Source organism: Paenibacillus segetis, from assembly GCF_014639155.1.
Lineage (GTDB): Bacteria > Bacillota > Bacilli > Paenibacillales > Paenibacillaceae > Fontibacillus > Fontibacillus segetis.
Map to the genome: position 1 here is coordinate 142,516 of NZ_BMFT01000005.1, position 26,096 is coordinate 168,611.

The 26,096-nt window shown below is 43.6% G+C and carries 25 protein-coding genes; 21 read left to right on the top strand and 4 right to left on the bottom strand.

Going from position 1 to position 26,096, the window contains the following annotated elements; translation table 11 throughout:
* Positions 1–232 precede the first annotated feature (232 nt).
* The 18 genes from IEW05_RS23095 to clpB all read left to right on the top strand — a co-directional run bounded on the left by IEW05_RS23095 (position 233) and on the right by clpB (position 17,164).
* The gene (locus IEW05_RS23095; RefSeq protein ID WP_188542225.1) at positions 233–421 is read left to right on the top strand and encodes a hypothetical protein; all 189 of its coding nucleotides are present in this window, start codon (positions 233–235) and stop codon (positions 419–421) included.
* Positions 422–585: 164 nt separating this feature from the next.
* A complete protein-coding gene (map, locus tag IEW05_RS23100; RefSeq protein WP_229753693.1) occupies positions 586–1,335 on the top strand; it encodes a type I methionyl aminopeptidase in 750 nt (249 codons plus the stop codon).
* A 69-nt stretch (positions 1,336–1,404) separates the two neighbouring features.
* A complete protein-coding gene (locus IEW05_RS23105) occupies positions 1,405–1,917 on the top strand; it encodes a GNAT family N-acetyltransferase (protein ID WP_188542227.1) in 513 nt (170 codons plus the stop codon).
* 370 nt (positions 1,918–2,287) lie between these two features.
* Complete coding sequence (gene coxB, locus IEW05_RS23110) at positions 2,288–3,346, top strand: cytochrome c oxidase subunit II (RefSeq protein ID WP_188542228.1); 1,059 nt, start codon at positions 2,288–2,290, stop codon at positions 3,344–3,346.
* A gap of 95 nt (positions 3,347–3,441) precedes the next feature.
* Positions 3,442–5,292: a cytochrome c oxidase subunit I gene (gene ctaD / locus IEW05_RS23115; RefSeq protein ID WP_188542338.1), complete on the top strand. Its 1,851-nt coding sequence runs from the start codon at positions 3,442–3,444 to the stop codon at positions 5,290–5,292.
* Positions 5,289–5,915 carry a cytochrome (ubi)quinol oxidase subunit III gene (locus IEW05_RS23120; RefSeq protein WP_188542229.1) on the top strand — a complete coding sequence of 209 codons (627 nt, stop codon included), beginning with the start codon at positions 5,289–5,291 and terminating at the stop codon, positions 5,913–5,915. The genes ctaD and IEW05_RS23120 overlap by 4 nt, the downstream gene beginning before the upstream one ends.
* A 3-nt stretch (positions 5,916–5,918) precedes the next feature.
* Complete coding sequence (locus IEW05_RS23125; protein ID WP_188542230.1) at positions 5,919–6,248, top strand: cytochrome C oxidase subunit IV family protein; 330 nt, start codon at positions 5,919–5,921, stop codon at positions 6,246–6,248.
* A 117-nt stretch (positions 6,249–6,365) separates the two neighbouring features.
* Positions 6,366–7,256, top strand: coding sequence for a cytochrome c oxidase assembly factor CtaG (ctaG, locus tag IEW05_RS23130; RefSeq protein WP_188542231.1), 891 nt, complete (start codon positions 6,366–6,368; stop codon positions 7,254–7,256).
* Positions 7,257–7,299: 43 nt separating this feature from the next.
* On the top strand, positions 7,300–7,764 hold the full coding sequence (locus IEW05_RS23135) for a DUF420 domain-containing protein (RefSeq protein ID WP_188542232.1): 465 nt from the start codon (positions 7,300–7,302) through the stop codon (positions 7,762–7,764).
* Between the two features lie 326 nt (positions 7,765–8,090).
* Positions 8,091–8,813: a hypothetical protein gene (locus tag IEW05_RS23140; protein ID WP_188542233.1), complete on the top strand. Its 723-nt coding sequence runs from the start codon at positions 8,091–8,093 to the stop codon at positions 8,811–8,813.
* A 45-nt stretch (positions 8,814–8,858) separates the two neighbouring features.
* Positions 8,859–9,272 carry a GntR family transcriptional regulator gene (locus tag IEW05_RS23145; protein WP_188542234.1) on the top strand — a complete coding sequence of 138 codons (414 nt, stop codon included), beginning with the start codon at positions 8,859–8,861 and terminating at the stop codon, positions 9,270–9,272.
* A complete protein-coding gene (locus tag IEW05_RS23150; protein WP_188542235.1) occupies positions 9,269–10,165 on the top strand; it encodes an ABC transporter ATP-binding protein in 897 nt (298 codons plus the stop codon). Before IEW05_RS23145 ends, IEW05_RS23150 begins: the two co-directional genes overlap by 4 nt.
* 33 nt (positions 10,166–10,198) lie before the next feature.
* A complete protein-coding gene (locus IEW05_RS23155; RefSeq protein WP_188542236.1) occupies positions 10,199–11,104 on the top strand; it encodes an ABC transporter ATP-binding protein in 906 nt (301 codons plus the stop codon).
* The gene (locus IEW05_RS23160) at positions 11,097–12,383 is read left to right on the top strand and encodes an ABC transporter permease (RefSeq protein ID WP_188542237.1); all 1,287 of its coding nucleotides are present in this window, start codon (positions 11,097–11,099) and stop codon (positions 12,381–12,383) included. Before IEW05_RS23155 ends, IEW05_RS23160 begins: the two co-directional genes overlap by 8 nt.
* Positions 12,384–12,441: 58 nt before the next feature.
* Positions 12,442–12,639, top strand: a complete 198-nt coding sequence (locus IEW05_RS23165) for a hypothetical protein (protein WP_188542238.1) — start codon at positions 12,442–12,444, stop codon at positions 12,637–12,639.
* A 285-nt stretch (positions 12,640–12,924) separates the two neighbouring features.
* Positions 12,925–13,374 carry an Hsp20/alpha crystallin family protein gene (locus tag IEW05_RS23170; RefSeq protein ID WP_188542239.1) on the top strand — a complete coding sequence of 150 codons (450 nt, stop codon included), beginning with the start codon at positions 12,925–12,927 and terminating at the stop codon, positions 13,372–13,374.
* 176 nt (positions 13,375–13,550) lie between these two features.
* Positions 13,551–14,540, top strand: a complete 990-nt coding sequence (locus IEW05_RS23175) for a DnaJ C-terminal domain-containing protein (RefSeq protein WP_188542240.1) — start codon at positions 13,551–13,553, stop codon at positions 14,538–14,540.
* 5 nt (positions 14,541–14,545) lie between these two features.
* On the top strand, positions 14,546–17,164 hold the full coding sequence (gene clpB / locus IEW05_RS23180; RefSeq protein ID WP_188542241.1) for an ATP-dependent chaperone ClpB: 2,619 nt from the start codon (positions 14,546–14,548) through the stop codon (positions 17,162–17,164).
* Between the two features lie 201 nt (positions 17,165–17,365).
* On the opposite strand, the gene IEW05_RS23185 is transcribed toward clpB, so the two are convergent.
* Positions 17,366–17,764, bottom strand: coding sequence for an acyltransferase (locus IEW05_RS23185; RefSeq protein WP_188542242.1), 399 nt, complete (start codon positions 17,762–17,764; stop codon positions 17,366–17,368).
* Between the two features lie 222 nt (positions 17,765–17,986).
* On the opposite strand from IEW05_RS23185, the gene IEW05_RS23190 reads away from it, so the two are divergent.
* Positions 17,987–21,010, top strand: coding sequence for an efflux RND transporter permease subunit (locus tag IEW05_RS23190; RefSeq protein ID WP_188542243.1), 3,024 nt, complete (start codon positions 17,987–17,989; stop codon positions 21,008–21,010).
* Positions 21,011–21,126: 116 nt separating this feature from the next.
* The gene (locus tag IEW05_RS23195) at positions 21,127–22,254 is read left to right on the top strand and encodes a phosphodiester glycosidase family protein (RefSeq protein ID WP_188542244.1); all 1,128 of its coding nucleotides are present in this window, start codon (positions 21,127–21,129) and stop codon (positions 22,252–22,254) included.
* Positions 22,255–22,313: 59 nt separating this feature from the next.
* Here IEW05_RS23195 and IEW05_RS23200 read toward each other — a convergent pair whose 3' ends face one another.
* The 3 genes from IEW05_RS23200 to IEW05_RS23210 all read right to left on the bottom strand — a co-directional run bounded on the left by IEW05_RS23200 (position 22,314) and on the right by IEW05_RS23210 (position 24,463).
* The gene (locus IEW05_RS23200; protein WP_188542245.1) at positions 22,314–23,021 is read right to left on the bottom strand and encodes an AIM24 family protein; all 708 of its coding nucleotides are present in this window, start codon (positions 23,019–23,021) and stop codon (positions 22,314–22,316) included.
* Between the two features lie 15 nt (positions 23,022–23,036).
* Positions 23,037–23,447, bottom strand: a complete 411-nt coding sequence (locus IEW05_RS23205) for a hypothetical protein (protein ID WP_188542246.1) — start codon at positions 23,445–23,447, stop codon at positions 23,037–23,039.
* Positions 23,448–23,560: 113 nt separating this feature from the next.
* Positions 23,561–24,463 carry a helix-turn-helix transcriptional regulator gene (locus IEW05_RS23210; protein ID WP_188542247.1) on the bottom strand — a complete coding sequence of 301 codons (903 nt, stop codon included), beginning with the start codon at positions 24,461–24,463 and terminating at the stop codon, positions 23,561–23,563.
* A gap of 163 nt (positions 24,464–24,626) precedes the next feature.
* On the opposite strand from IEW05_RS23210, the gene IEW05_RS23215 reads away from it, so the two are divergent.
* On the top strand, positions 24,627–26,033 hold the full coding sequence (locus IEW05_RS23215) for an MATE family efflux transporter (protein WP_188542248.1): 1,407 nt from the start codon (positions 24,627–24,629) through the stop codon (positions 26,031–26,033).
* Positions 26,034–26,096: the final 63 nt, after the last annotated feature.

Here is a 26,096-nt window from a genome sequence, read left to right on the forward strand (position 1 = left end):
GGAGGTCGTTTCCAACATATTACGATGACCGTAAGGATCAGTATAAGGTGCAAAACGCTTGCTACCATGCCTGATTTAGCGGGAATTTCTTCGAGTATGTCCAGTGTCAAATGCCTGCCGAAAAGGCGGAATTGCAGTTCCCACAACTTCATGAATGAACTAACTCACAGTCAACTTTTCGGCGTTCTCAAAATCGGAGCATTAACCACAAGCGTTCTGGGAGGGAATTAGTATGGCAACGAAAGGTCATAATGAAGTCAAGGAGAGTCTGCGGGAAATGACCCGAATATTCAGGCCTAAAGACCCGAAAAAGTTTGTTAGGGATTATGTCCGGAAATACCGTATTATGGGCGGATATGAAGAGGAATTGACCCATCTAGTGGAGAGTGAATTAGGTAAAATGGATTCTTCCGTTTCCTGATACATACCCGGGATCGGAATTAACGGCACCTATTAACTGAGCTTATGTCCTTACTACCGTTCTGGCGTCTATCGCTAGGTACGGTTTTTTTTTACCCTGATTCACATATAGTATATCAATGCTTATTTAACGCAGTGTTAAGGCTAGCGAAAGGAGATATAAATGTGAAGGTGAACTTGAAGTCTAATGAGGATATAGCTCGAATTCGGGAATCGGGGAGTATATTAAGCGATTGTCATAAGGAAATTGCGAAGCGAATAGGTCCCGGAATTACGACGCTTGAGATCGACAGTTGGGTAGAGAACTTCTTGGCACTAAGAGGTGCTACTCCAGAACAGAAGGGATATAGAGGGTATCCATTTGCAACCTGTGCTTCTGTAAACGATGTGGTTTGTCATGGATTTCCGACCGATCGTAAACTACAAAATGGAGATATCGTTACGATTGATATTGTAGTGAATAAGAATGGTTGGCTTGCTGATTCGGGCTGGTCCTACAGGATTGGTGAAGTTAGTCCTGAAGCTGAGCGACTGCTAAAGGTTACAGAAAAAGCTCTTTATGCTGGGATTGCCCAAGCGTTGCCAGGTAAGCGAATTGGCGATATTGGTCATGCTGTAAGTAAGGTTGCGAAGGGAGCGGGGGTCGGCATTGTTAAACCGCTAATAGGACATGGGATAGGCCGTTATATGCACGAAGCGCCGGATGTGCCTAATTTCGGGCGTGCTCGCACAGGAATGATACTTGAGTCAGGTATGGTTATTACCATCGAACCTATTTTTACATTAGGAGATACAGGTGCTGTACAATGGGATGATGATGGTTGGGGTGTTCGTTCCGCAGACGGCAGTCTTGGTGCTCATTATGAACACACTTTAGCCATTACGGACAATGGCCCTGTTATACTGACAACATAAGAAGTATGCTGCCCTAGGTAGTATGCGAACAAATGGAGCAAAGGCTCTAGAAAGCGAGAATTGAATAATATGTATAATCGATTTGATGAGATTTATAAGATCATGGAGTCTTCATTTCCGAAATCTGAATTTAGAACCTATGATGGACAACGCGCGTTATTATCTAGCCCTTATTATCGTGTGCTTACAGAAACAGACTCTAATGATAAAACGATTGCCTTTCTGGCTAGCTGGGAATTTTCATCTTTTCGTTTCGTGGAACATTTTGCAGTGGATCCAACATTACGAGGAGGTGGCACAGGCGGAAAGTTGCTGAACAAATATATAAGTCAGTCACAGATTCCTGTTCGGCTGGAAGTAGAGCCACCTGAGAGTGACTTTGCAAAGCGAAGAATTGGTTTTTATGAACGACTCGGATTTCATCTGAATTCATTTGACTATGTGCAGCCCCCTCTCCGGGAAGGCCAGCCTCTGTTGCCTCTTAACATTATGAGTTACCCCGATCCTCTGACGGAAGAGGAGTTTGCTCATTTTAAAGAAACGGTGTATTCCGAAGTTTACAAAATGAATCTGTTAAATTAATGATTTGAGAAGAGAGCGATGCTCTCTTTTTTTTGTCTTTATAGAAGAAAAGTTAACCAAACTGTCAAAAATGAGCTTTAGCCATAAAAAGGTAAATAAAGCGCAAAATTCGAGAAGATTAGTGCATAAATTTCATCGAATATAAATTTAGAAACCGCTAACAAACACTGAATTGGCAAGTTTTTTCGACTTATTACTTAAAATTTAAACTACTTGCTATACATTGACAAAAGATGGGTTCAATCATATATTTAATGGGTGATTGTTATTATTGACAAGATGGTATTGATAGTGATAAAGCAGATTATTTGTGTAAAAAGTGTGTAAAAATTGTAAATCATCGGAAGAAAACGTGAAGTGGGGTTGATCAATGATGAAGCGTTGGAAGGCTATCAAACGGCTGGGGCCCTTGTTTATCGGGCTATCGTTCATGCTGTCTGCATGTGGAAGAGCGGATTTATCGACGCTTAAACCGCAAGGTACGGTAGCGGCAGGACAGTATGACTTAATGAAGTTGGCGATTAGCATCATGATTGTTGTGATGTTGATTGTATTTAGTATTGCGGCATATGTCTATATTAAATTTCGGCGTAAACCAGAGCATAAGGAAGCCCCCAAACAAGTTGAAGGGAACTTCAAGCTAGAGGTTCTTTGGACGGCGATACCACTCGTGCTCGTCTTGGTTCTGGCCGTACCTACGATTCAGAAGGTGTTTGCATTTGGTGAAGACTATTCTGCCGACAAGAATGCTATAAAGGTAAAAGTCTCCTCACATTTATTCTGGTGGGAATTCTCCTATCCCGATTATGGGATTACTACAGCTCAGGATCTTATTATTCCTGCGAACAAGAAGATTTCGCTTGAGCTAAAGACCATGGATGTACTTCATTCTTTCTGGGTGCCATCACTTGCCGGTAAAACGGATACGAATACGGATGGGACCGTCAATAAAACCTGGATTGAAGCTACCCAAGAGGGGGTTTATCTCGGTAAGTGTGCGGAACTTTGTGGTCCGTCTCATGCTTTCATGGAGTTCAAAGTCAAGTCTGTAAGTCAAGAATCGTTCGACCTATGGGTCGCATCGATGAAAGAGCCGGTTCAGACGATTGAGGATCCAGCGATAGCTGAAGTGTTTAAGAATCAATGCTTAAGTTGTCATGCTATAGGTGAGCAAGGTGGATCCGTCGGCCCTAACCTGACCGGGATTGGCAGCCGAGAATCAGTAGCAAGCATTTTGCTGAACTCAGAAGGCAGTGGTCAATTGAAAGGTAGTAAGCCAGTTAAGGATAATCTGATAGAATGGCTTACCGATCCGCAAGCAGTGAAACCTGGTAATAAGATGCCATCGCCTAAAGAGGATCTTGGGCTTACTGATAATGAAATCAAAGCTATAGCCGAGTATTTGGCGAATAGCAAAGTATCATATTGATCTTTGGTGCGTCTTATGCAGCATAGATGCATAGGAAATTAAAGGAGGTACAAACCTTGGCTCATGCTCACAGTGTCAAACGGCACAAAGGTTTGATGGATTGGTTAACAACCGTCGATCACAAGAAAATAGCTATTCTGTATTTAGTAGCCGGGGGGTTCTTCTTCGGTATTGGCGGAATTGAAGCGTTATTGATTCGTGTTCAGCTTGCCAAGCCGATGAATGATTTCGTATCGGCTCAGCAATTTAACGAGCTGATTACGATGCACGGTACGACGATGATCTTCCTTGGTGTCATGCCGGTCATTTTTGCTCTAATGAATGCGGTCATCCCGCTGCAAATTGGAGCACGTGATGTAGCGTTTCCTTTTCTGAATTCACTCGGATTCTGGACGTTTCTATTCGGTGGATTGTTACTTAATCTCAGTTGGTTTATGGGTGGTGCACCGGATGCCGGATGGACATCATACACTCCGTTATCAACTAATGCGTACAGCTTGACACACGGTGTCGACTTTTACACGATTGGTCTACAGATCGCAGGTTTGGGTACGTTGATTGGGGGGCTTAACTTCCTCGCGACGATCATTACAATGCGTGCGCCGGGTATGTCCTTTATGCGGATGCCTATGTTCACTTGGACATCCTTCGTTACGTCGGCGATGATTTTGTTCGCATTCCCAGCGGTTACTGTAGGGCTGGTATTGCTTACCTTTGACCGGATTTTAGGAGCTAATTTCTTCGAGGTATCGAAGGGTGGTAACCCCGTACTCTGGCAACATATATTCTGGATCTTCGGGCACCCTGAGGTGTATATTTTGATTCTGCCTGCGTTTGGTGTTATTTCGGAGGTTATCAGTACCTTCTCTCGTAAGCGTTTGTTTGGTTATAGTTCGATGGTGTTTGCAACGATCCTGATTGCCTTCTTGGGCTTCATGGTTTGGGCACATCATATGTTTACGACTGGGCTTGGGCCAGTAGCGAACGCGTTATTCTCCATCGCTACGATGTTAATTGCGGTTCCTACAGGAATCAAAATCTTTAACTGGTTGTTCACGATGTGGGGCGGGCAGATTCGCTTCACTACTGCTAATTTATTTGCAGCGGGTTTTATTCCAACGTTCGTTATGGGTGGGGTAACCGGAGTCATGTTGGCCTCAGCACCAGCTGACTATCAGTACCACGATACATATTTCGTTGTGGCGCACTTTCACTACGTGATTGTTGGTGGCCTTGTTCTTGGCTTGTTCGCGGGACTCCATTACTGGTGGCCTAAAATGTTTGGAAGAATTCTTAGTGAGAAACTAGGGAAGATCGAATTTTGGACGTTTATTATTGGTTTCCAGTTGACCTTCTTCGTTCAGCATTTCCTCGGGTTAATTGGGATGCAACGTCGGGTCTTCACTTATTTACCGAATCAAGGCTTTGATCTTATGAACTTGATCAGTACAATAGGTGCATTCTTAATGGGTGTAGGTGTGATTGTGTTCCTAGTTAACATTGGCATCACATCTCGTAAACCTGTTGGTGCAGCCAATGATCCTTGGGATGATGGACGGACGCTCGAATGGAGTATTCCTTCACCGCCACCGGAATATAACTTCAAGCAAATACCACTTGTACGTGGTCTTGATGCTTTTTGGAAGGAAAAAGCGGCTGGTCATACAGAAATGACACCGTCAGAGCCTGTTGGACCGATTCATATGCCATCTCCAACTATTCTTCCATTTGTGATGTCGTTAGGTATTTTCATTGCTGGTCTTGGATTTATGTTCACTAGTGATGACTTTGGAAATAGCTTTTTGAATTTTATATTTAACAACTATATTGTTACAGGACTTGGGCTAGCGGTTACCTTCGGATCCATGCTGCTGCGTTCGCTCTTTGACGATCATGGTTGGCATATTGAAGAGGATGAACTGAATGGGAAGGGGGTCAAGGCATGACGACACCACATGCACAGCAGACTACAGACACAATTCCCCATGAATTAGAAAAGGCGACGCTTGAAGGCCGGAATAAGGTGTTAACCTTTTGGCTATTTCTCGGCGGTGAGTCTGTATTGTTTGGTACTTTGTTTGCTACCTTCCTGACACTGCGAAATCAAGTGGCCGATGGTCCTTCAGCTAGTGAACTATTCAATTTACCCATGACGGCGGCGGCAACATTTATCTTGCTTGTCAGTAGCTTAACAAGTGTTTTCGCCATTCAAGCGATGCATCGAGGAAACAAGAAGTCGCTATCAGGTTGGCTCAGTGTAACGGTATTATTGGGATTAGCGTTCCTTATATTGGAGATTTATGAATTTAGGGAATACATGGTTCACGAGGATTATAGTATGACAACAAGCGCCTTTAGTTCTGCATTCTATACGCTTGTTGGATTTCACGGGGCACACGTGTTATTCGGGATTCTATGGATCGGTATTCTAATTGGTCAGTTAGCTAAGAAAGGACTCAATGTTGTGACGGCTCCAAAGATATATGTATCCGCGATGTACTGGCATTTTATCGATGTGGTGTGGGTATTTATCTTCACAGTTGTCTATCTCCTTGGGAAGGTGGCGTAAGGGATGGAAAATCAGGATAATCATCATCATGATGGTTCCGTGATCAAGCGTCGTCATAGGCAAGAAGGACCCCAGAAGCATGTGATCGCGTTTATATTCTCGATCATCTTAACACTCATCGCCTTTGCCGCTGTTGCGGCTGGGGGAGTGAATACGGCATTTACCGTCATCCTGCTGCTGGTCATGGCAATACTCCAGGTACTTGTGCAATTGGGTTACTGGATGCATCTTAAGGATAAAGGCCACTTGTTACCCATTATATTTATGGCCGGTGGATTCTTTGTAGCTGGTACGGCGATTATTACAGCGCTGTTCTGGATGTGGTGGTCTTAAAGAGGTTGTTCAACGATTGAAGAAGAGGCGGGCTTGCTTATAAGCCCCCTCTTTTGTATATTCAGGGGGTAGTTCACAATTTAGACAGATTTAATAGCGGTGGAGGGAGGTTTTAGTATGCTAGGCTTAGAATATTTCAACTTTGTACAAGTCTGGGATCCGGTATTTCTAGCAGTCATGTTACTGATAACTGCAGGTTATTTCTTGCTAGTGGGCCCGTTAAGTGAGAAACTTGGAGAAGGACAATCGATACCTGCTAGCAAAAAAGTGTTGTTTGTCTTGGGCATGTTGTTGCTTTATTTGGCTCAGGGAGGACCTATCGATTTATTGGGTCATATGATGTTCAGTTTTCACATGGTTAGCATGGCTCTATCTTATTTGATTGCTCCACCGCTGTTAATGTTAGGTATTCCACCTTGGGTATGGCGTGTTATAATAAGATTTCTGGCTAGAAGTCCACTTCACCGATTGAAATTTCTAGCAACGCCAATTGTGGCGGCAGTGCTCTTTAACGGTTTGTTCTCGTTCTACCACATACCTGTTATTCATGATTATGTTATGTTGCACTTTGGAATCCACCGGTTATATTATGTCATCTTGTTTATCGCTGCAGGACTGATGTGGTGGACGCTTGTTAATCCCTTGCCTGATGCGGCAGAAGGCCAGAGTCTGAAGAAGATGGGTTTTATCTTCCTTAACATGGTGCTATTAACACCTGCCTGCGGATTGATTATCTTTGCGAGTGAGCCACTGTATGCTACTTACAGTGATCCGGCAGTGTGGGCAAAGGCAATGGGATACTGTATACCCGGTGATACGACCTATCTGCTAAGTCAATTCGGTGGACCACAGTTCTTTGGATACTTGAAGCCTGCTATCGATCAGCAGGTCGGTGGAATTCTCATGAAGTTTCTTCAGGAGATCATTTTTGCTTCGATGCTGGCGTATGTCTTCTTTCAATGGTACAGGCAGGAGAATCGGAATGATGACGAAGAGAATGTCGCTTAGTTCTGAAGTAAATATTTATGTTTGTTGAAATAGGAGGATGGAAATGGATCTATACACATTGTTTCCGACGATCAGTACAGCCTTCATCGTTATAAGTGCTGTGTTGGTTGCCATCGGATGGGGACTCATTATCAAAGGCAAAAGAGAAGCTCATAAGAAAACGATGATCGCTGCCGCTATTGCTGCAGTACTCTTCTTCCTTATCTACTCGTCACGTACGGTATTTATTGGAAATACATCGTGGGGTGGCCCGGATGACCTGAAGGGCTATTATCAGACGTTTCTTATTTTCCATATCGTGCTCGCGACTGTTGCCGCTGTATTCGGCATAACGACGCTGATACTTGGCTTCAAGGAGAAGTATGCAAAGCATCGTAAATGGGGAAGAACAACCGCAGTCATCTGGTTCTTCACGGCGATTACCGGTGTGGCTGTGTACGTACTGCTCTATCTCTTATATCCAGGTGGACATACTCAAGCGGTATGGAGAGTGATATGGGGATACTAGGTTATAAAATAAAACATTAATAGTTCGCCTATACAGAAAGACTTTTGAGACATTCTCAAAAGTCTTTTTTTGCGTTGATAGACATAACTATAGGGCTTACAACCAGTAGACATTATTGCATCATTATGTATCCAGTAGATCATCATTATGAATCAATAAGGTTAGATTGTGGATGAAAAATTATTGTTTTAATTTGGAAAAAAGGTATTGACGACGAAAATAGCACAGTATATACTGTGTATAAAGATATAAACAGTAAGCACAGTGGAACAGTGATGTGAATATAGAATTATCTATTTATTAGTTGGCATGAAGGGATGATTAGCTTGGATACGTGGAGAGATGGATGGGTTATTTTCAAAAAAGAATTGCGCGGAGACCGAATGTATTTGATTGGAAATGTAATTTTTATGTTGTACTTAGCATTTTCACTCAGCGTTATGATGGGGTCTCATTCCGAAGCAGAGGTTTTAATGAAACCACTCAGTGATTTTTTGATGCTTTTACTCGTTCCACTAACCGGATTTTTCTTCAGTCGTCGTTCATTTAATTACATTAAAGAAGACTCATACACAAGAATGTTAAAGTACTATCGAACTCTACCGATTCCAATCACTGCAATTATGAAGGGACGAATCATTCAACTGTTCATGGCATTAATTTTTAATGGAGTTCTGTTCTATCCATTATTCTTCTGGTTTTCAAGCAATCTCAGAGCTGAGATGAATATCGGACAGTTTATCGTTTTTATCCTGACATGGACTGGTTATGCCTTACTAATAAACGGTGTTTTTATCTATTTTGAACTGCTTAAGAAGGGCAGGACCTACTTATGGTTGACAATTAGTATAATTGTATTAGTTGTTGTAATCACTGTGATTTCCCATTTTCTCGGAACGAGTCTAGTTATGCTCCTAGTAGATTACTCCAGTCACTTCTCATTCTTATCTCCACTAATGTGGGGGGCGCTAGTTGTAGGAGGGTTGGGTTTCTTCCTACTCATTAAGATAACCAAGCGCAAACTGATTGTACGAGATTTAAGATCATAATGATCAATAATAAGATAGAGCAGAGGTTGGAGGTGAGGTGGAAAGGTGTGGATTCCTATTCAAATTAATGAGAACAGCGCAGAACCGTTGTATCATCAGATCGAAACACAATTGAGATCGTTGATCGTTAGCGGACAGATAGCAGAAGGAACCCTACTTCCTTCCATACGAGAGTTCGCTGGAAGCTTAAGCTGTAGCGTAATTACCATCCGACGAGTATATCAAGATTTGGAGAATGAAGGACTACTTCGGACGAAACAAGGTACAGGGACATTCGTAGCCAAAGTTGGAGCGGGTGAAAGAAGTGAATACCGAAGAGTAGCTGTACAGGAAGCACTTGAAACGGCCGTTGATGTAGGGATATCAGTACAATATGGGAAGCAAGAAATATTGGATTTGTTTCTAGAAACCTTGCGTAAGAAATATCCTAATCATGAAGGAGAGAGTGATCCCGCGTGATAGAACAGATGGCAGTGGAGCTACTAGGAGCGGTAAATCGGGGACGCAGAAAAACAATTGGACCGATAAATGTACAATTTCCAGCAGGATATATAGTTGCATTGGTTGGACCGAACGGTGCCGGAAAAAGTACGCTTTTGCAAATGATTATGCAGATTATTTCGTTAGATGATGGAGAAATAAAATGGTTCGGTGAAACAGCGAAAGACCTTCTAAGGCTGGAACTGAAACAAAAAATTGCTTATGTAGAAGAGTCGCCAGCCACCGAGGAAAATTATCAGACTGTGGAAGAGGCGGCAGATTTCCGATCACACTGGTATCCTGATTGGGACCAACGTCGATTCGAAGAATTAATAACCCGCTTTGAGGTTCCAAGACGTGAACGCTTAAATCGGATGTCTAAAGGTGAACGGCGTAAATTCGAGATCATTGTCGCGCTTGCAACGCGTCCTAAACTACTTTTATTAGATGAACCTACTTCGGGACTCGATCCATTCGTCTGGAAGGAAATGATCGAAGAGCTTCGCAATTGTATGGAGAGAGAAGAGATGACTATCGTCTTATCTACTCATATTGTTGAAGAAGTGAAGCGTCTCGCTGATTATATTGTATTGGTTCATCAAGGCCAAACGCTAGGTATGGTGGAGAAAGATACACTCTATGGTAGCTGGAAAGAAATTTGGGTTCGCGGCGAGCTTGTAGGAATTGAAGAGATTCCAGAGGTGATCTTGTGCCAGAATGACGGTCCTTCGATTAGTAAGCTGATTATCCGAGATAACGGTGACGGTTGGAATCATCATCCGAGGTTGAAAGAACTTCAGGTCATTAAAAGCCGTGGTCTGGATTTGGAAGAAATTTTGGAACTATGGATCAAGGGGCATAAGCCCCAATAATAAATCATGAGAAGAGAAGAGGGAGTAATAAATATGGCTAATCCTTTAATTCTAGAGCAAGTAGTTAAGGAGTTTGGTGAGAAGACAGCGGTAAGTGAAATATCGCTACAGGTTGAGAAGGGTGAAATTTATGGTCTGCTCGGAGCCAATGGAGCTGGTAAAACGACAACCATGCGAATGGTACTGGGACTGATTTATCCAGATCGTGGCCAGATTCTGTATCACGGGAAGCCTTTCGGTGATGAACTGCAACGTGGAATGGGTTATTTGCCGGAAGAACGTGGGTTGTATCCAAAAGTAAAAATTAGTGAGCAAATAAAGTATCTAGCTCGTTTACGTGGTATGTCAGCTTCGGATGCAGATAAGAGTCTTCGTTACTGGCTCGATCGCTTTGAAGTCCCAGAATATTATGATAAGAAGATTGAAGAATTATCTAAAGGTAATCAGCAAAAGATGGGATTTATCGCTGCAGTTGTGCACAAACCAGAAATTCTGATTTTGGATGAAGCATTCAGCGGACTCGACCCTGTCAATGTAGAACTACTCAAGGAAACAGTGATTGAGCTTCGAAATGCGGGTACGAGTATTCTATTCTCCACGCATCGGATGGAGCATGTCGAGGAATTGTGCCGTAACATTACGATTCTCGATCGTTCGAAGACGGTACTACAAGGTAACTTAAGAGAGATCAAGAAACGTTACCCGAGGGAAGAAGTCATTCTTCATACAACGAGTGAAGTGAATGGACTGGAGCAGATCGAAGGTGTGAAGGCAGTTGAGCGCAAAGAGAGAGGGTATAAAATTTCCATCTCCAATGTCGCAGCGGCAAAGGAAATATTACGTAAAGCAATGGATGAAAGTGAAGTAGAGCATTTCGAAATTATGGAACCAACACTTAATCAAATTTTCATTAAAGAGGTAGGTGAGTCGAATGAATAAAATGAGTACTGTAATCGGCTTTACTTTTATAAATAAGGTAAAAACCAAATCATTCATCGTCACAACACTGATTTTAGCTATATTAGTATCGATTGGTCTTAATTTACCTTACTTCATTGACAAGTTTACAGGAGATGATGGAGCACCAGCTCAGATTGGACTCGTATACGGTAATCAACCTGAAATCGTGGAATCGTTAAAAAATTTCGGGGAGAAACAGACTGGAAATACGTACTCTTTTGTAAAGTATGATGCAGCGGATGAAGCAACGCTGAAGAAGGATATTGAGGATGGGAAGATTGATGGTTACCTCAGTTTCAATCAAGGAACTGAAGGAGCTTTTCCAGAAGTAAGCTATATCTCGAATAAAGATAGTATGAACGCTAGTCTTGCGGCTTCTTTACAAGCGGCACTTCAAAGCGTAAAAACTCAATATATTACCAAGGGTTCACTTACCGCAGAGCAAGTAGCTGAGATCAATATGCCAGTGCACATTGAGACAATCAAAGCGCAGGCGGGCGAGCAAGGAGCCGCAGGAACAGATGAAGGCGAAAAAGCAACGAACACGATCAACTACATTGTCGTGTATCTCCTTATTATCCTGTTCTTCATGACGAATATGATGACAGGGAATATGATCGCTGCTGAAGTAACAGCCGAGAAGAGCTCACGCATTATGGAAATTTTGATTACTAGTGTATCCCCACTTGCACAGATGTTCGGTAAAATCATCGGAATGTTCTTTGTCGGGTTAATTCAAATTGTTATCTTCGGTGTTGTAGTGGCTGTTAACATCTCATTACCACATAACTCCGGAATACTGACTGAATTTAATCTTGATATATCACAAATTAGTGTGCAAGTTCTTGTGCTAGGTTTGGTCTTCTATATTCTAGGATATTTCTTGTATGCTACATTGTTTGCAGCCATCGGCTCGCTTGTGAGCCGGACAGAGGAATTAGGGCAGGCTATTATGCCAATCACGATGTTATCGCTCGCAACGTTCTACGTTGGAATATTCAGTATCAGCACACCTAACTCGATGTTGCTGAAAGTGTGCACCTATATACCATTTGTTTCTCCGGTATCCATGCTAGTGCGAATCGGACTTGGCGATATAGCCATCTGGGAGATTGCAGCATCACTAGCGATCCTGGCTGTGTCCATCCTATTATTCGGATGGTTATCCGCTAAGATTTATCGTACGGGTGTCCTTCTCTACGGAAAACGCCCATCATTTAAGGAACTACGTAAAGCTATGAAGGCTTATAAGATATAAGATAACTTGTCAATCAGACAGAGTATAGGAACCCAATATAATTGTGGAGGCTAACTCAATGGAAAATTCCGATAAAAATAAGTATGCTGGTTTATATCTGATTTCATCCGCTTTATCTGCAATTTATTATCTTAATACACGATTTGAACTGGGTATTCCCGACTTTGTCCAAGGAGTTATTATGGGAGCTGCAATGGTCGGAATGGTGACATTCGTATGGAAGATGGGAAAACTGATGGGGAAAAAGGCGGCGTAAGTACAAGGTAACTCTACAACATATTGAACGAATTGTTGTTAGGTGTTAGCCCTCTACTGTGTTTATTACACGGGTAGAGGGCTTTTTCTATCAGGTATTTGGTTTAAGGTCAAATAAGGTCAAATTATTAAAAATATATATTTTTTAGCGAAAAAATAGACCTATTTGCCAGATTTCCGACTAATACGGGCTTATATCAATTTTGTGTTCCCTTAATAAGGGGACTATAATAAAGCCATAAGGTCAAAGAAAGTCAAAGTCAAATTTTAGAGAGGAGAATGAAACATGTTTGATTTAGTTCCTTTTGGTAAACGCAGAGATGATGCTTTTGGTGTGCTGGCTAGGTCTTTGAATGACGTATTTAATGATGATTTCTTTGCACCCATCAAAAGCTCTACGATGTCTTTTAGAACGGATATCCGTGAAAGTGAGCAAGCGTATCTGATCGAAGCTGAGCTTCCAGGTTTTAAAAAAGAAGAAATCGACATTGATTTCACCAATCCGTATTTGACGATCAAAGCTGTACGCAAAGAAGATAATACTGAAGAAAATAATGAACATCAAATAGTACGCCGAGAACGCCGATACGGGGAATACGTTCGGAGATTCTATGTGCAAGATATAGAGGAAGAAGGCATCCGTGCTTCGTTAAAAGATGGCATGCTCATGCTTGAGGTTCCGAAACGGAATAAAACACAAGGAAAGCGTATTGAAATTCAAGATAGCGAATCTTGAGAGATGTAATCTAAGTTGAGGTTGGAACGGTAAGTTTCATGATATATGGATTTTTTAAATAAGGTAGTTCGTATAACAGGCGCATTGTAGTAGGAAGTTTCATACTATGGTGCGTCTTTTCTCAGAATTATTGAATGAAATTAGTGAAATCATATGGAAGAAAGGAGGGGACGGAAATGGCTGTAAAAAGCTATTACGAGATTTTGGGCGTAAGTAAAACGGCATCCAAGCAGGAAATTAAGAAGGCTTATCAGAAGCTCGCCAAGAAGTGGCATCCCGATGTCAATAAAGCACCGGAAGCTGAGGCTAAATTTAAGGAAGTGGCTGAAGCGTATGAAGTACTAGGCAGTGAGGAGAAACGCAAGGAATATGACGATCTGCAGCGGTATGGCTTCGGTAGTGGAAGAGCTAACGGTACTAAGACTGGCGGAGCTCCATTTGGGGATGCGCCCTTTGGTGCAGGCTGGAGTGGGAGTTATTCTTACGGAAACTCAGGCATACCTGAAGAAGACCTGTTTGGCATGTTCTTTGGGAATCGGGGGGGAGATCGAACGGGTTTTGACTTCTTCTCTGGAAATGGAAACGCGCGGCAAGCTAGTAGCACCATGCAAGCTCAGTTGGATATTTCGCTGGAGCAGGCTTATAAAGGTGGGAGCGTAAGAGTACAGGTAGGCGGTTCAAACGTGAATGTGAATATTCCAGCACGGTCGCATGAAGGTACAGTGCTTAAGATAGAAGATAACGTTCTGAATGGTATGACTTCGGGTGGCGATTTGTTAATCACGCTGCATATTTTACCTCATGAAATTTATGAACCTAGAGATGGTGACTTACACGGAACTGTGGAAATTGCTCCATGGCAAGCTGTGTTGGGAGGAGAAAGTAAAGTACCGTTACCAGATGGCAGTGCTGTGAAACTGAAAATTCCTGCAGGTATTCAAAGTGGTAAGACATTACGTATTCCTGGTAAGGGCTTAAAGCGTGAGAATGGTACGAATGGAGATATCTTGCTTGGAATTGAGATCGTTATTCCGAAGTCAACCAGCGAAATAGAGAAAAACCTATACCGTAAACTAGCCGAATCTTCTAGCTTTCAAGCAGGTCTCAAAAGGCAAAGAAGAAAACCACGGCGAGAAAGTAATAGATATGAAGAACGAAAGGTGTGAGAATTATGGATTTTAATAAATTAACACAGAAGCTGCAGGAAGCTGTCGCAGCAGCGCAATCTTTAGCCTCTGATAGTGGGCATCAGGAGATTGATCATCTCCATCTGTTGAAGGCTTTGCTTCAGCAGCATGAAGGCTTACTGCCAAGATTGCTGCAGAAGATGAATATTCCAGTAAATGAACTTCTACTCAGTACGGATCAGTTGCTCCGGCGTAAGCCAAGCGTCAGTGGATCTGGGGCGGGAACGGTACGGTTGTATGCTTCACCATCGCTGATACGTGTGCTGGAGAAGGCGGAAAAAGAAGCTGCACAAATGCAGGATGAGTTCGTTGCCGTGGAACATGCGGTGCTGGCGATGGTATCCGATTCCAGCAAGGAGAACCGTGAACTACGTGACTTGTTTACTAGTCGCGGGGTAACGCGAGATAAGCTACTGTCAGTACTAGCTGAAATTCGTGGGCATCAACGGGTGACAAGTCGGGAGCCGGAAGCAACCTACGAGGTTTTGGAGAAATACGGGCGGGATCTTGTTGCGGAGGTTCGGGCAGGGAAAATTGATCCGGTCATCGGTCGTGATGGTGAGATTCGTCGGGTCATCCGCATTTTGTCTCGTAAAACGAAGAATAATCCGGTGTTGATCGGGGAACCTGGTGTTGGTAAAACGGCGATTGTTGAAGGTTTAGCACACCGGATTGTACGTAAAGACGTTCCGGAGGGACTAAAGGACAAGACGATCTTTTCACTCGATATGAGCGCGCTTGTAGCAGGGGCTAAGTATCGCGGAGAATTCGAAGAGCGTCTACAGGCTGTATTGAAAGAAATTCGTGAGAGCAACGGGCGGATTATCCTCTTTATTGATGAGTTGCATACCATTGTAGGTGCAGGTAAAACAGAAGGTGCGATGGATGCGGGCAATATGCTGAAGCCGATGTTGGCCAGAGGCGAGCTTCACTGCATCGGTGCAACGACACTTGATGAATATAGGAAATACATTGAGAAAGACCCCGCACTGGAACGTCGCTTCCAACAGGTACTGGTCAGTGAACCTGATGTAGAGGATACAATCTCGATCTTGCGTGGACTCAAAGAACGATTTGAGGTTCACCATGGGGTCAAAATTCATGATAGCGCACTTGTGGCAGCAGGGGTTCTTTCCAATCGATATATTACAGACCGTTATCTACCTGATAAGGCGATTGACCTTGTGGACGAAGCCTGCGCAATGATCCGCACAGAGATTGATTCGATGCCTGGTGAGATGGATGAAGTAACAAGACGACTGATGCAGATGGAGATTGAAGAAGCTGCATTGAAGAAGGAAACCGATGATGCCAGCAAGCGTCGCCTGGAAACACTGCAGCGGGAATTGGCCGATCTTAAGGAGAAACAACTGGGGATGTCCGCACGTTGGGAGAAAGAAAAGTCGGCCATTCAAGGGATCCGCGATATCAAAAAACGGTTAGAGCAGGCACGTAAAGATTTGGTGGATGCACAAGAGGAATATGACCTCAATAAATCGGCTGAATTGAGCTATGGTATTATTCCTGATTTGGAGCGGCAGTTGAAGGCTGCAGAAGAAGCCGCGCAGCAGGATCAGGATACTAGACTGCTTCGCGAAGCTGTGACCGAGGAAGAGATTGCCGATATTGTCTCCAAGTGGACTGGCGTTCCGGTTAGTCGTTTAGTAGAGGGCGAACGTGAAAAGCTGCTGCGGCTGGAAGAAACCCTGCATGAACGGGTTGTTGGGCAGGAGGAAGCAGTTAGTCTGGTTGCGGATGCTGTGCTTAGGGCTAGAGCCGGAATTAAGGACCCTAATCGGCCGATTGGCTCGTTCCTGTTCCTTGGCCCAACAGGGGTTGGTAAGACCGAGTTAGCTAAGGCACTCTCCGTGTCCTTATTTGACCGCGAAGACGGAATGATTCGTATTGATATGTCGGAGTATATGGAGAAGCATAGTGTTTCCCGTCTTGTTGGCGCACCTCCTGGTTATGTCGGGTATGAGGAAGGCGGACAACTTACGGAAGCCGTGCGACGTCAGCCCTATACGGTTGTACTACTGGATGAAGTTGAGAAGGCGCATCCCGATGTATTTAATATTCTATTGCAATTGCTGGATGATGGACGGTTAACTGATTCACAGGGTAGGATCGTCGATTTCAAGAATACAATCATCATCATGACTTCGAATATTGGTTCACCACATCTCATTCAAGGCACCGATGATAACGGTGAGCTTACAGAAGCAGTTAAGGACATGGTCATGAAGGATCTTAGAGGTCATTTTCGCCCTGAATTCCTAAATCGTGTGGATGACATCATCATGTTCAAACCGCTGGCCCTTAGCGAAATCGAGCAGATTGTAGATAAGTTAGTGAACGAATTACGTTTGCGCCTAGCAGAGCGTGGGATTGGACTTGTACTAAATGAAGCGGCAATCCAGTTTATTGCCAAGGAGGGATTTGATCCTGTCTATGGTGCAAGACCATTGAAACGGTTCATTCAGCATAGCCTGGAGACCCGCGTGGCACGTGCGCTCATCGGTGGTGAAGCTGAAGAGGGTTCGGTAATTGAGGTTCACGAGTCGGGTGGCGAGTTGTTAGTATCAATTACAAAACAGGATTAACATTAATGAAAGGGCGTCCCAAGAGCCATTATGGTAAGGGACGCCCTTTCGTGTAAAAAAGAAACTGGGATTTCAATCAGTGATTATATTCAAAGAGAACGAATTAAGAAAGCCAAGCAACTGATGAGCTATCGAGTAAATTTAGAAATCATAGGGGAATTACACTTTAAGATTTTGGAGGTTAGGAAGTAGGGACTAACTCTATTTGTCTGTGCATGAGCCAACAATTCGTGCCGGAATACCTTCCGCTATACTATTGGCAGGAATATCCTGCTCGACTAAACTATTCGCACGAATGAGGCTACCAGGGCCAATAGATATATTCCCAGAGATAACTACACCATGTTCAATAATCGTCCCTTCACCAATCCATACTCGGCCCGTCGTTTCGGTAAGGTCTTGAGTTAAAATTGGTTTACCGATGTCTTGATATACATGGTCCGTATCGGAAATGAAGACTCGTCTGCCTAACTTTACATTCTTCTCTAAACCGATCACTATTTCTTCGGGGTGGTAAAATTGTCCTCCGGCGTGGATCGCGTTGTTTTGTCCAAATCGCATGAACTTTGCTGCAGTTTCCGGAGATATGTGTAGGCTCACAGGAATCACTCCTTCTTTTCATGATATATGCAGATCTATTGATATGGTGTTTGGAATGGTAATTCTCGATCTCAAGACGGAATAAAAAGATCAGTCTTAAGTCGGGTATGTAGCCCGTCGTCCGCCCGTTATGCCCTATTTCCAAACCAGCTAAACTAGATAAAGTACATAAGAGTAGACATAAATAGTCCAATATTGGAAAAATGGAAGGGGTAAAAAGGGATGGGAAAATTAACAAAATGGGCATTTGCCAACAAGGCGGCGGTCGGGTTACTGATCGTTATGGCGCTTGTGGTCGGCGTGGTGAGCTATACGACACTACCGATGGAATTCATGCCGGAGGCAGATAATCCACAGGTTAGTGTAATGGTCATTGGACCTGGACAAAATGCCGGGTCGATGGAGAGCAACGTCACGACTCCGATTGAAAATTCCTTTGGTTCACTAAAAGGAAAGAAGGAAATCCTGTCTACTTCGGGAGACGGGTATACGAAAATCGATGTTTATTTTGATTCGAAAACAAACATGAAAGAAGCTACACAGGAGGTCCAAAAAGCAATAGACCCACTGCAATTTCCAGAAGGTGTGATGAAGCCCTTCGTGTTGCAATTAAACACGTCTATGATTCCGATCTCGCAAATAACGATTTCTTTTGATGAAGGACTTACTGCGGGGAATATGGAAATTGCCGAAAAAACGATACTCCGCGAGCTGAAAGATATTAAAGGCGTTTCGAATGTAGGATTTTATGGTAGACCAACCTCACAGGTAAACTTACAGGCGGATCAGATCAAAATGGCCCAAAAGGGAGTCACCTTTGCCCAACTGATGGGCGTTCTTCAGGGTCGTAATGTGTCAGCTTCCGTTGGAGCTCAGACGATCGGTGGGCAAAGTGGCAACGTGAATGTTATATCTAAGATAGATAGTGTAGATACTTTGAAAAAAGTGCAGGTAGCAGATGGGATTGCCCTCCAAGATGTAGCAACTGTTGAACTACAACAGGATCAAGAGAGTATTAGCCGGGCTAACGGTAAGGATGTTCTATACGCGGTCATTTTCAAAGAAGCAAATGCCAATGCGGTAGATGTAGGAAATAAGGTTCAAGATGCTGTAGATAACATGAATAAATCGATAAAAAACGCTAACGTGACCGTTGTTATGAGCACTTCGGATATGGTTGTGGACTCCGTTAATAGCATGATGCGTGAAGTTTTATTAGGAGCATTGTTTGCGACTATCGTTATTTTATTGTTCCTGCGTAATTTACGTGCGACTTTAGTTACGGTGATTTCAATTCCACTTTCCTTAGCCATAACATTATATTTATTGAAAGTATCAGGTGTTACCCTCAATATCATTACGCTTGGCGGTGTCGCTGTAGCAGTCGGGCGTCTAGTGGACGATAGTATTGTAGTTATTGAAAATATTTTCCGCAGAATGCAAAAGGAATCCTTCTCGCTGGAGATGGTGATCAGTGCAACGAAGGAAGTGGCACAGGCGATAACCTCTTCTACGATTGCCACGGTTGCTGTATTTTTGCCGATGGGTCTATTAAGAGGTGGGTTACAGGCTTTCTTGCTACCGTTTGCCCTAACTATAACGTACTCTCTTCTTACCTCATTGATTGTCGCTCTAACGGTAGTACCTTTACTTAGCTCATGGCTGATTCGGAATTCACATTTAAAAGAAGGTAAACCATTTAGAGGTTTCGGACGATTCTTGCAGTGGAACCTCAGTCATAAATGGGTAACGTTATCGCTGGCTTTCATCGTATTTGCCTCTTCAATCGCAGCATATGTTCTTATGCCTAAAGGGGCCTTAGATGCTTCAAATGCCGATTATGTTGTCGTGAAGTTGAAATATCCAAATGATATTCCAGTTGCAGAGATACTTGATAACGGGAAGAAACTTGAACAATATATGATGAAGCAGGATCAAGCAGAAACCGTATTGCTCGACTATGGTAATAGTAGTGAAATGGCGCAATGGGGTAATGTATCTTCGCTTGCAGAAGTTAACTATACGGTAATAATGAAGAAAGACGCGGATGCCGAGAAATTCATAGAGCAAGTTCGCGCACAAAAGGAAAACTATAACGGAGCCACTTTGACGGCTAATGAAACTAGTATGATGAGCTCAGGCTCCACAAACGAATATATCGATATTGTTGGTGATGATCTAACCGCGATCACATCGGTAGCGAAAGAAGTTAAATCTAAGCTAGCCACGGTGGACGGAGTAGAAAAAGTTACTAGCAGTGGAGATGATACGAAGCCTGTATTCTCTTTCACTGTAGACCCACTTCAAGCTAAGGGTCAAGAAATTGCGATGCAACTTAGTGCGATGCTCAATCCAGTACCTATTGGACAAATTGAGCTGGAAGGCATCTCTACGGCTGTCGTGTTGGAACCTGCATTAAAGCCTAAAACAGAGCAGGACCTAAGTGGTATGACCCTGATGACAGCTGGAGGACCGGTACCGTTATCCAAGCTTGCGAAATTTGAAGTTCGTAATGAGCCAGCGATGGTCTATCACAAAGAAGGCAAAAATTACTTGCGAATTACTGCAGAAATCGATCCGAAGCTCGTATCCAAGATCGGTGCAAATATTAAAAAGGAAATGGATACAATTAAGACTCCAGATGGTGTAGTGCTATTTACTGGGGGGGCGTCTGTCGATCAAGCAGGTGACTTTGGTGACCTGGGGATGACGGCGCTGATCTCCATCGGGTTAGTGTATCTAATCATGGTGCTTACGTTCAAGACGCTTCGTGCTCCATTTGCGATTATGTTCGCTCTTCCGTTAGCAGCGATTGGTGCAATTATTGGACTGCTCGTATCAGGTGTGACTCCGGACTTCACGGCGCTGTTTGGAGCATTGATGTTGATAGGTATAGTTGTAACAAATGCTATCGTCTTGATCGATCGGATCAAACATAATGAAGAGCACATGACCATTCGCGAAGCGATCATCGAGGCAGCGATGACCCGGATGCGTCCAATATTAATGACGGCAATTGCAACGATCTGCGCTATGCTTCCACTTGTATTTGGACATTCAGAGCAAGGAAGTATTGTTTCACAAAGCTTAGCGATTGTCGTTATCGGAGGATTAACGGCTGCAACAGTTCTAACACTCATTGTAATACCAGTTATTTACGAACTGTTCTACTTCCGCAAGTCAGCTAAACAACGCAAGCACAACAGTATAACCGTAGTTGAAGCGGAGGCTACAACCAACGTTTAAAGTGGTAGTTCTACAAGGTCATCAATAATTCAAGTAGTAGAAGACTGAAACTTTCTTCCTTGGTCTAGCGTTTACATGATTAGTACTGTAAACATTAGAGTTAGGAGACAGGCACAATGGCAGAAACTTCATCATTACCTAGCCGAACATCGGCGAAGAAACGAAAGGTGACAAAAAAAAGGCGTAAGAAGAATTCGTTGTGGCGGGTTCTATTGAATACATTTTTGGTTATGATGTGTCTTATTGCACTTGCGGGAATCTGGTTGTTCTTTACCCCTTCTGGCAATAATATGCGGTTTCTTATGGCGGATACGTTGATTACAACCCAACATCGGCATTGGGCCAAATATATCATTGGGCAAGAAGAGTTGGATAAACGGGTAGCTGCCTATCAAGCGCAGTTCGATCAAATGGGCACGGAGGTGGATACACATACGATCTCAGTTCCGCCTAGTGAGGATGAAGAGGATAAGGAAAAACCTCTGATTGAGGTCGAAGAAGTATCGGGTAGCGGTTACCATGGTTATGTACTGACCGTAAATGATCCAACGAAGATACGTCTTGGTGTTCCAGCTAAAGTTGGTAAGGGTGAAAAAGTATCAAGTATGGTGGAACGCACCGGGGCTATCGCTGGTGTTAATGGGGGAGGATTTTCCGATCCCAATTGGAAGGGGAATGGATTTAAGCCAATTGGAGTGGTCATATCACAAGGGAAGATCTACTACAACGGCCTAGGCACGAAGAACTCTACCCAAATTGTCGGTCTGGATAAACAGGGGAAAATGATTGCTGGGAACTATACCTTAGAAGAATTGGAGAAGCTAGGGATACAAGAAGCGGTTACTTTTCAACCACGGATTATCGTCAATGGGAAGGGACAGATTAAGAGTGCAAAGGATGGATGGGGAATTGCCCCACGTACCGCTATGGGACAGAAGGAGGATGGCGCAATTCTGTTCGTCGTCATCGACGGTCGACAACCGACCTACAGTATAGGTGCCAACCTTTATGACGTCCAGCAAATCATGCTGGACCATGGAGCGGTCATCGCCGCCAATCTTGACGGCGGATCATCTACGGTCCTCGTTGGTAAGGGTGGCGAGATCCTAAATAAGCCATCTTCCGAATACGGCGAGCGCTATTTACCAACAGCCTTTCTAGTGTTCGAGCATCCTGAAGAGGTAGAGATTCCTAACGTATGGAAAGGTTTACGACCGCAGGATATTGATGCAGGCAAGAAATAATAATTAAAGGAGCTATTCCGTGTTTAGTAGCTAAAGACTACGACGGGACAGCTCCTTTTTTATTTGATAATTATTCCACCAAACGGAATGACCTCGCGAAGGACACGTTTGAATATTCCATCGTCATTGTGTAGATCTCGTTCAAGCTCGTGATTCCGTGCCCCTGATTGGATCAGCACCGTACCGCGCCCGGTCATTTTCCAGTGGTAATTCATATGCTGGCTGGCTAGATGATTACCATATACGGATAGCTCAAGCTTGGCGTTCTCGGGATAGGCGATAATGCTCCGCGAATCGACGTAAATTGCTTCCTCTGGATGTAGGGTGAGCTCAAGAATCTGGCCTTGAGTCAGAATGCCGATGATACCATTTCCGGAGAACTTCATTTTGACTGCATCTCGGGTTATCATGATATTCTTCATGCTTAAGATTCTCGTGTCCATTTTGACACCAGCAGTATAGAAGAAGAGATGCCGAAAGTCATAGAGCAAATCGCTTTCATCTGTCAGTTGAATGGACTTCATCGATACGGAAGGTGGAAGAGAGACTACAAATTGGCAAGGTCCCGTCATATCCGCTTGGATTAACTTGTGTTTTCGATACATCCCTTTGAAGTTCATAAGTTTGTCGCTACGATTTCCAGGCGATCCGCGGTAGGCAATTATCTGTCCCGGATGTAGAACATGTACTTTGTCATCCACGTTCAATCCAAAAGTTACAGCCTGTCCACCTAGCAATCCGGGTTCAGACTCATATTGGATATCCATTGTTTTAGTCCCCCTTTACCGCCGAAGAATTAGACGTAACCCCCGAAGTAGAATGAAATATCCAGCAACGAGTCCTACACCAGTTAATATGAGCACTCGAGTCTTACGACTAGTGGCCTCACGTGCCTGCTCAGCTTCAGTCAATGCGTTTACTGTGGCGGTCAATTCTTTGTTACGCTCTATTAATTCTAGATTCTGCTGTTGGAATTGGTCCAGTGTGGCTTGTGCCTCCCCCAGCTTGTCCAGAGTAATTTGGTAGTTTTCTTTTAATTCATTAACTTCCGACGGCAGTTCCGTCAACTGTTTCACACCATTAAATAAATCCTTGAAATAACCAGCATCGGCTCGGGGAGCTTGGATAAGAAGTCCACCGTAGAGTAGCGCCGAGAAAGACAGCATAATTATAATGCTGTGCCATCGTTTCATATTCTCTCCTCCTTCTGCTGTGGTCACTGATGATTATATTACGTAGTATTTGTCCAAAAGGTTTCCATATCCCAAACTTGCTCCCCGCTATGCTTCAAAAGCTATAAGACATGTTATTCCTTGTCCCAAGCGAACCGCTGACGGTATTTACGGGGCGACAGACCTTCAATCTTAGTGAAGCAGGAGGTGAAGTATGCCGCGTGATTGAAGCCGACCTCTTCGGCAATTCGCTCGACAGGAAGATCAGTTTGCAGCAGTAGTATCTTAGATTGCTCAATTCGTAGATTAATCAAATAAACGGAAGGAGAGCAACCATACACTTTCTGCATGCACCGGGCTATATAGACCGGGTGGAAGTTAATGCTCTCTCCAAGTTGTTTGGCCGAAAATCCATCGCGATAATGCTCTCGTAAATAGGAGGCAGCACGTTCTGCACAGACGGTTTGTGAGGAAGGGCCACTCGTGCCGAGTGATGAAGAGAGTAGTACGATAACCTCTTGAAATAATGCCTGCTGCTTGAGGCGGACGCTCGCAAGGTGAATATTCTGATTCATCTGCGTTAATTCATTAATAATTTCACCCATCTTTAGTGGTTGAGCGAGTTTGGTGAACTGTGGAAGTGCGACATTATATGAAGTCGTCGAGAAGGGCGGTAGCGAGAGGTGCCGAGGACGATCTTCGCTTACTGACTTCCATTGACTGTGATAATAGGATTCTTCATCGATGACTCGCCAATCGCCGAGAATTTGAAAATGCAGCCAATAGTGAGTAGTCTCTTCAAGACAACCTGCATAAGCATAGTGTTGACTATCTGGACGGAGAATGAGCGCATGGCCTTCCTTGATTTCGTAATCATGGCCACTTTCCCTCAGAAAGAGGCATCCTTGAACAACTACAAGCAGATCAAAAGCGCCGATATTCTGCCTGCTAGGATGCTTACCGCCGATTTCCGCGTGTGATAAGCCACTGATAATATAATGAGGGAGCGGTGGGGCGGTGAATTCAATAATGGGCATTTTTTTACATACTCCCTAAATGATAATTGTAGTTGGAATATTGAAAGATTAAGTTGATTAACTGATACAATCCATTAATTATAACAGCTATAATGTGTCTCATGCTAGTAAGTTCAAGCGGAACGATGAGATCGTCCCCGTTTTACAGGGAGTTGTAATAGTGATGAAAATTAATCATAATGAGGATCGGAAATTTACACTTTGGGTGCTTGCTTGGCCCGTATTCATCGAACTGTTCTTGCAGTTTTTATTAGGAACGGTCGATACATTGATGGTCAGTCGGATATCTGACAACGCTGTAGCTGTCGTTGGATTTTCTAATCAATTGTTTAATGCACTGACCACGCTGTTTGCGACCGTAGCAAGTGGAGCGGGGATTGTCATTGCACAGAAGATCGGCTCACGCCGAGAAGAGGAAGCAAGAACGGTTGCGATTATCGCATTTAAGGCTACTGCCCTTATCGGACTTGTACTTAGTGTAATACTTATTACTCTACCGCGACCTATTGCTGTGCTTCTGCAGTTACCTGAGGAACTGCTTCCACTGGCTGAGGTGTACATTTCTATAGTAGGTGGGGGGATGATTCTGACGGCGATCATGTCTACACTGGGAACGGCGATTCGTAATACAGGTAATACTAAAGGACCCATGTATACGGCTGTTGGGATGAATATCGTCCATATTATGATGAACTATTGCTTCATATTTGGAGCATTTGGATTCCCGCAATGGGGATTAACGGGAGTAGCTATTTCGACAGTAATAAGCAGACTTATCGCATGTTTAGTATTATTGTTTATCTTCTTGGGGACATTTGAGCGGCGGATTGGATTGAAGGATTTCTCACTATATGACAGAAAACTATTTAAAGAAGTGTTGGTCATCGGATGGCCTCTAGGGATCAATTCAGCGAGCTGGGTATTCTCCCAATTAGCCATCTTCTCATTCCTTGCTGTATTGGGCTCAACAGAACTAGCAGCAAGGACCTATATGAATACGTTAGAATCCTTTTGCTTCCTGCTCGGATTCTCTCTCGCATTGGCCGCGCAGATTCAAATTGCGCATCTATATGGTGGGGGGAGAACGAAAGAGGCATACAGTGCGGTATACCGAACACTGTTTATTGGACTTCCGTTAGTCATTATTAATGCTTTTATCCTCGTATTGTTTGGCAAGCATGTGCTTGGCCTGTTTACACAAGATCAGGAGATATTAACGATGTGTGCTTCCCTTTTATGGTTAAATCTATTACTGCAACCGGGCAAAATGGTAAATATGGCGCTCGGTAATGCACTTAATGCCGTGGGAGACACCAGATACACGATGAAAATATCGCTGATCTTCATGTGGGTAATTGCTACAGGCTGCTCTTATTTGCTTGGTGTATCGTTAGGTTGGGGAATTGTTGCAATTTATATCTGTATGATAGCTGATGAATATATTCGCGCGGTTCTCTCTTACTTCCGATGGAGAGGTCGTAAGTTCTTGCGGCAAAGGGAGGAAGAGTTGAGCAAGGAAGAAGCAAAGTCAGCAGGGATATTAAGCGGATCACCTGTATTAACTCAATAATAAAAGAACCCCGACGATCCAATAAGGATTGCCGGGGTTCTTCATTATATTTGAGATTGTATG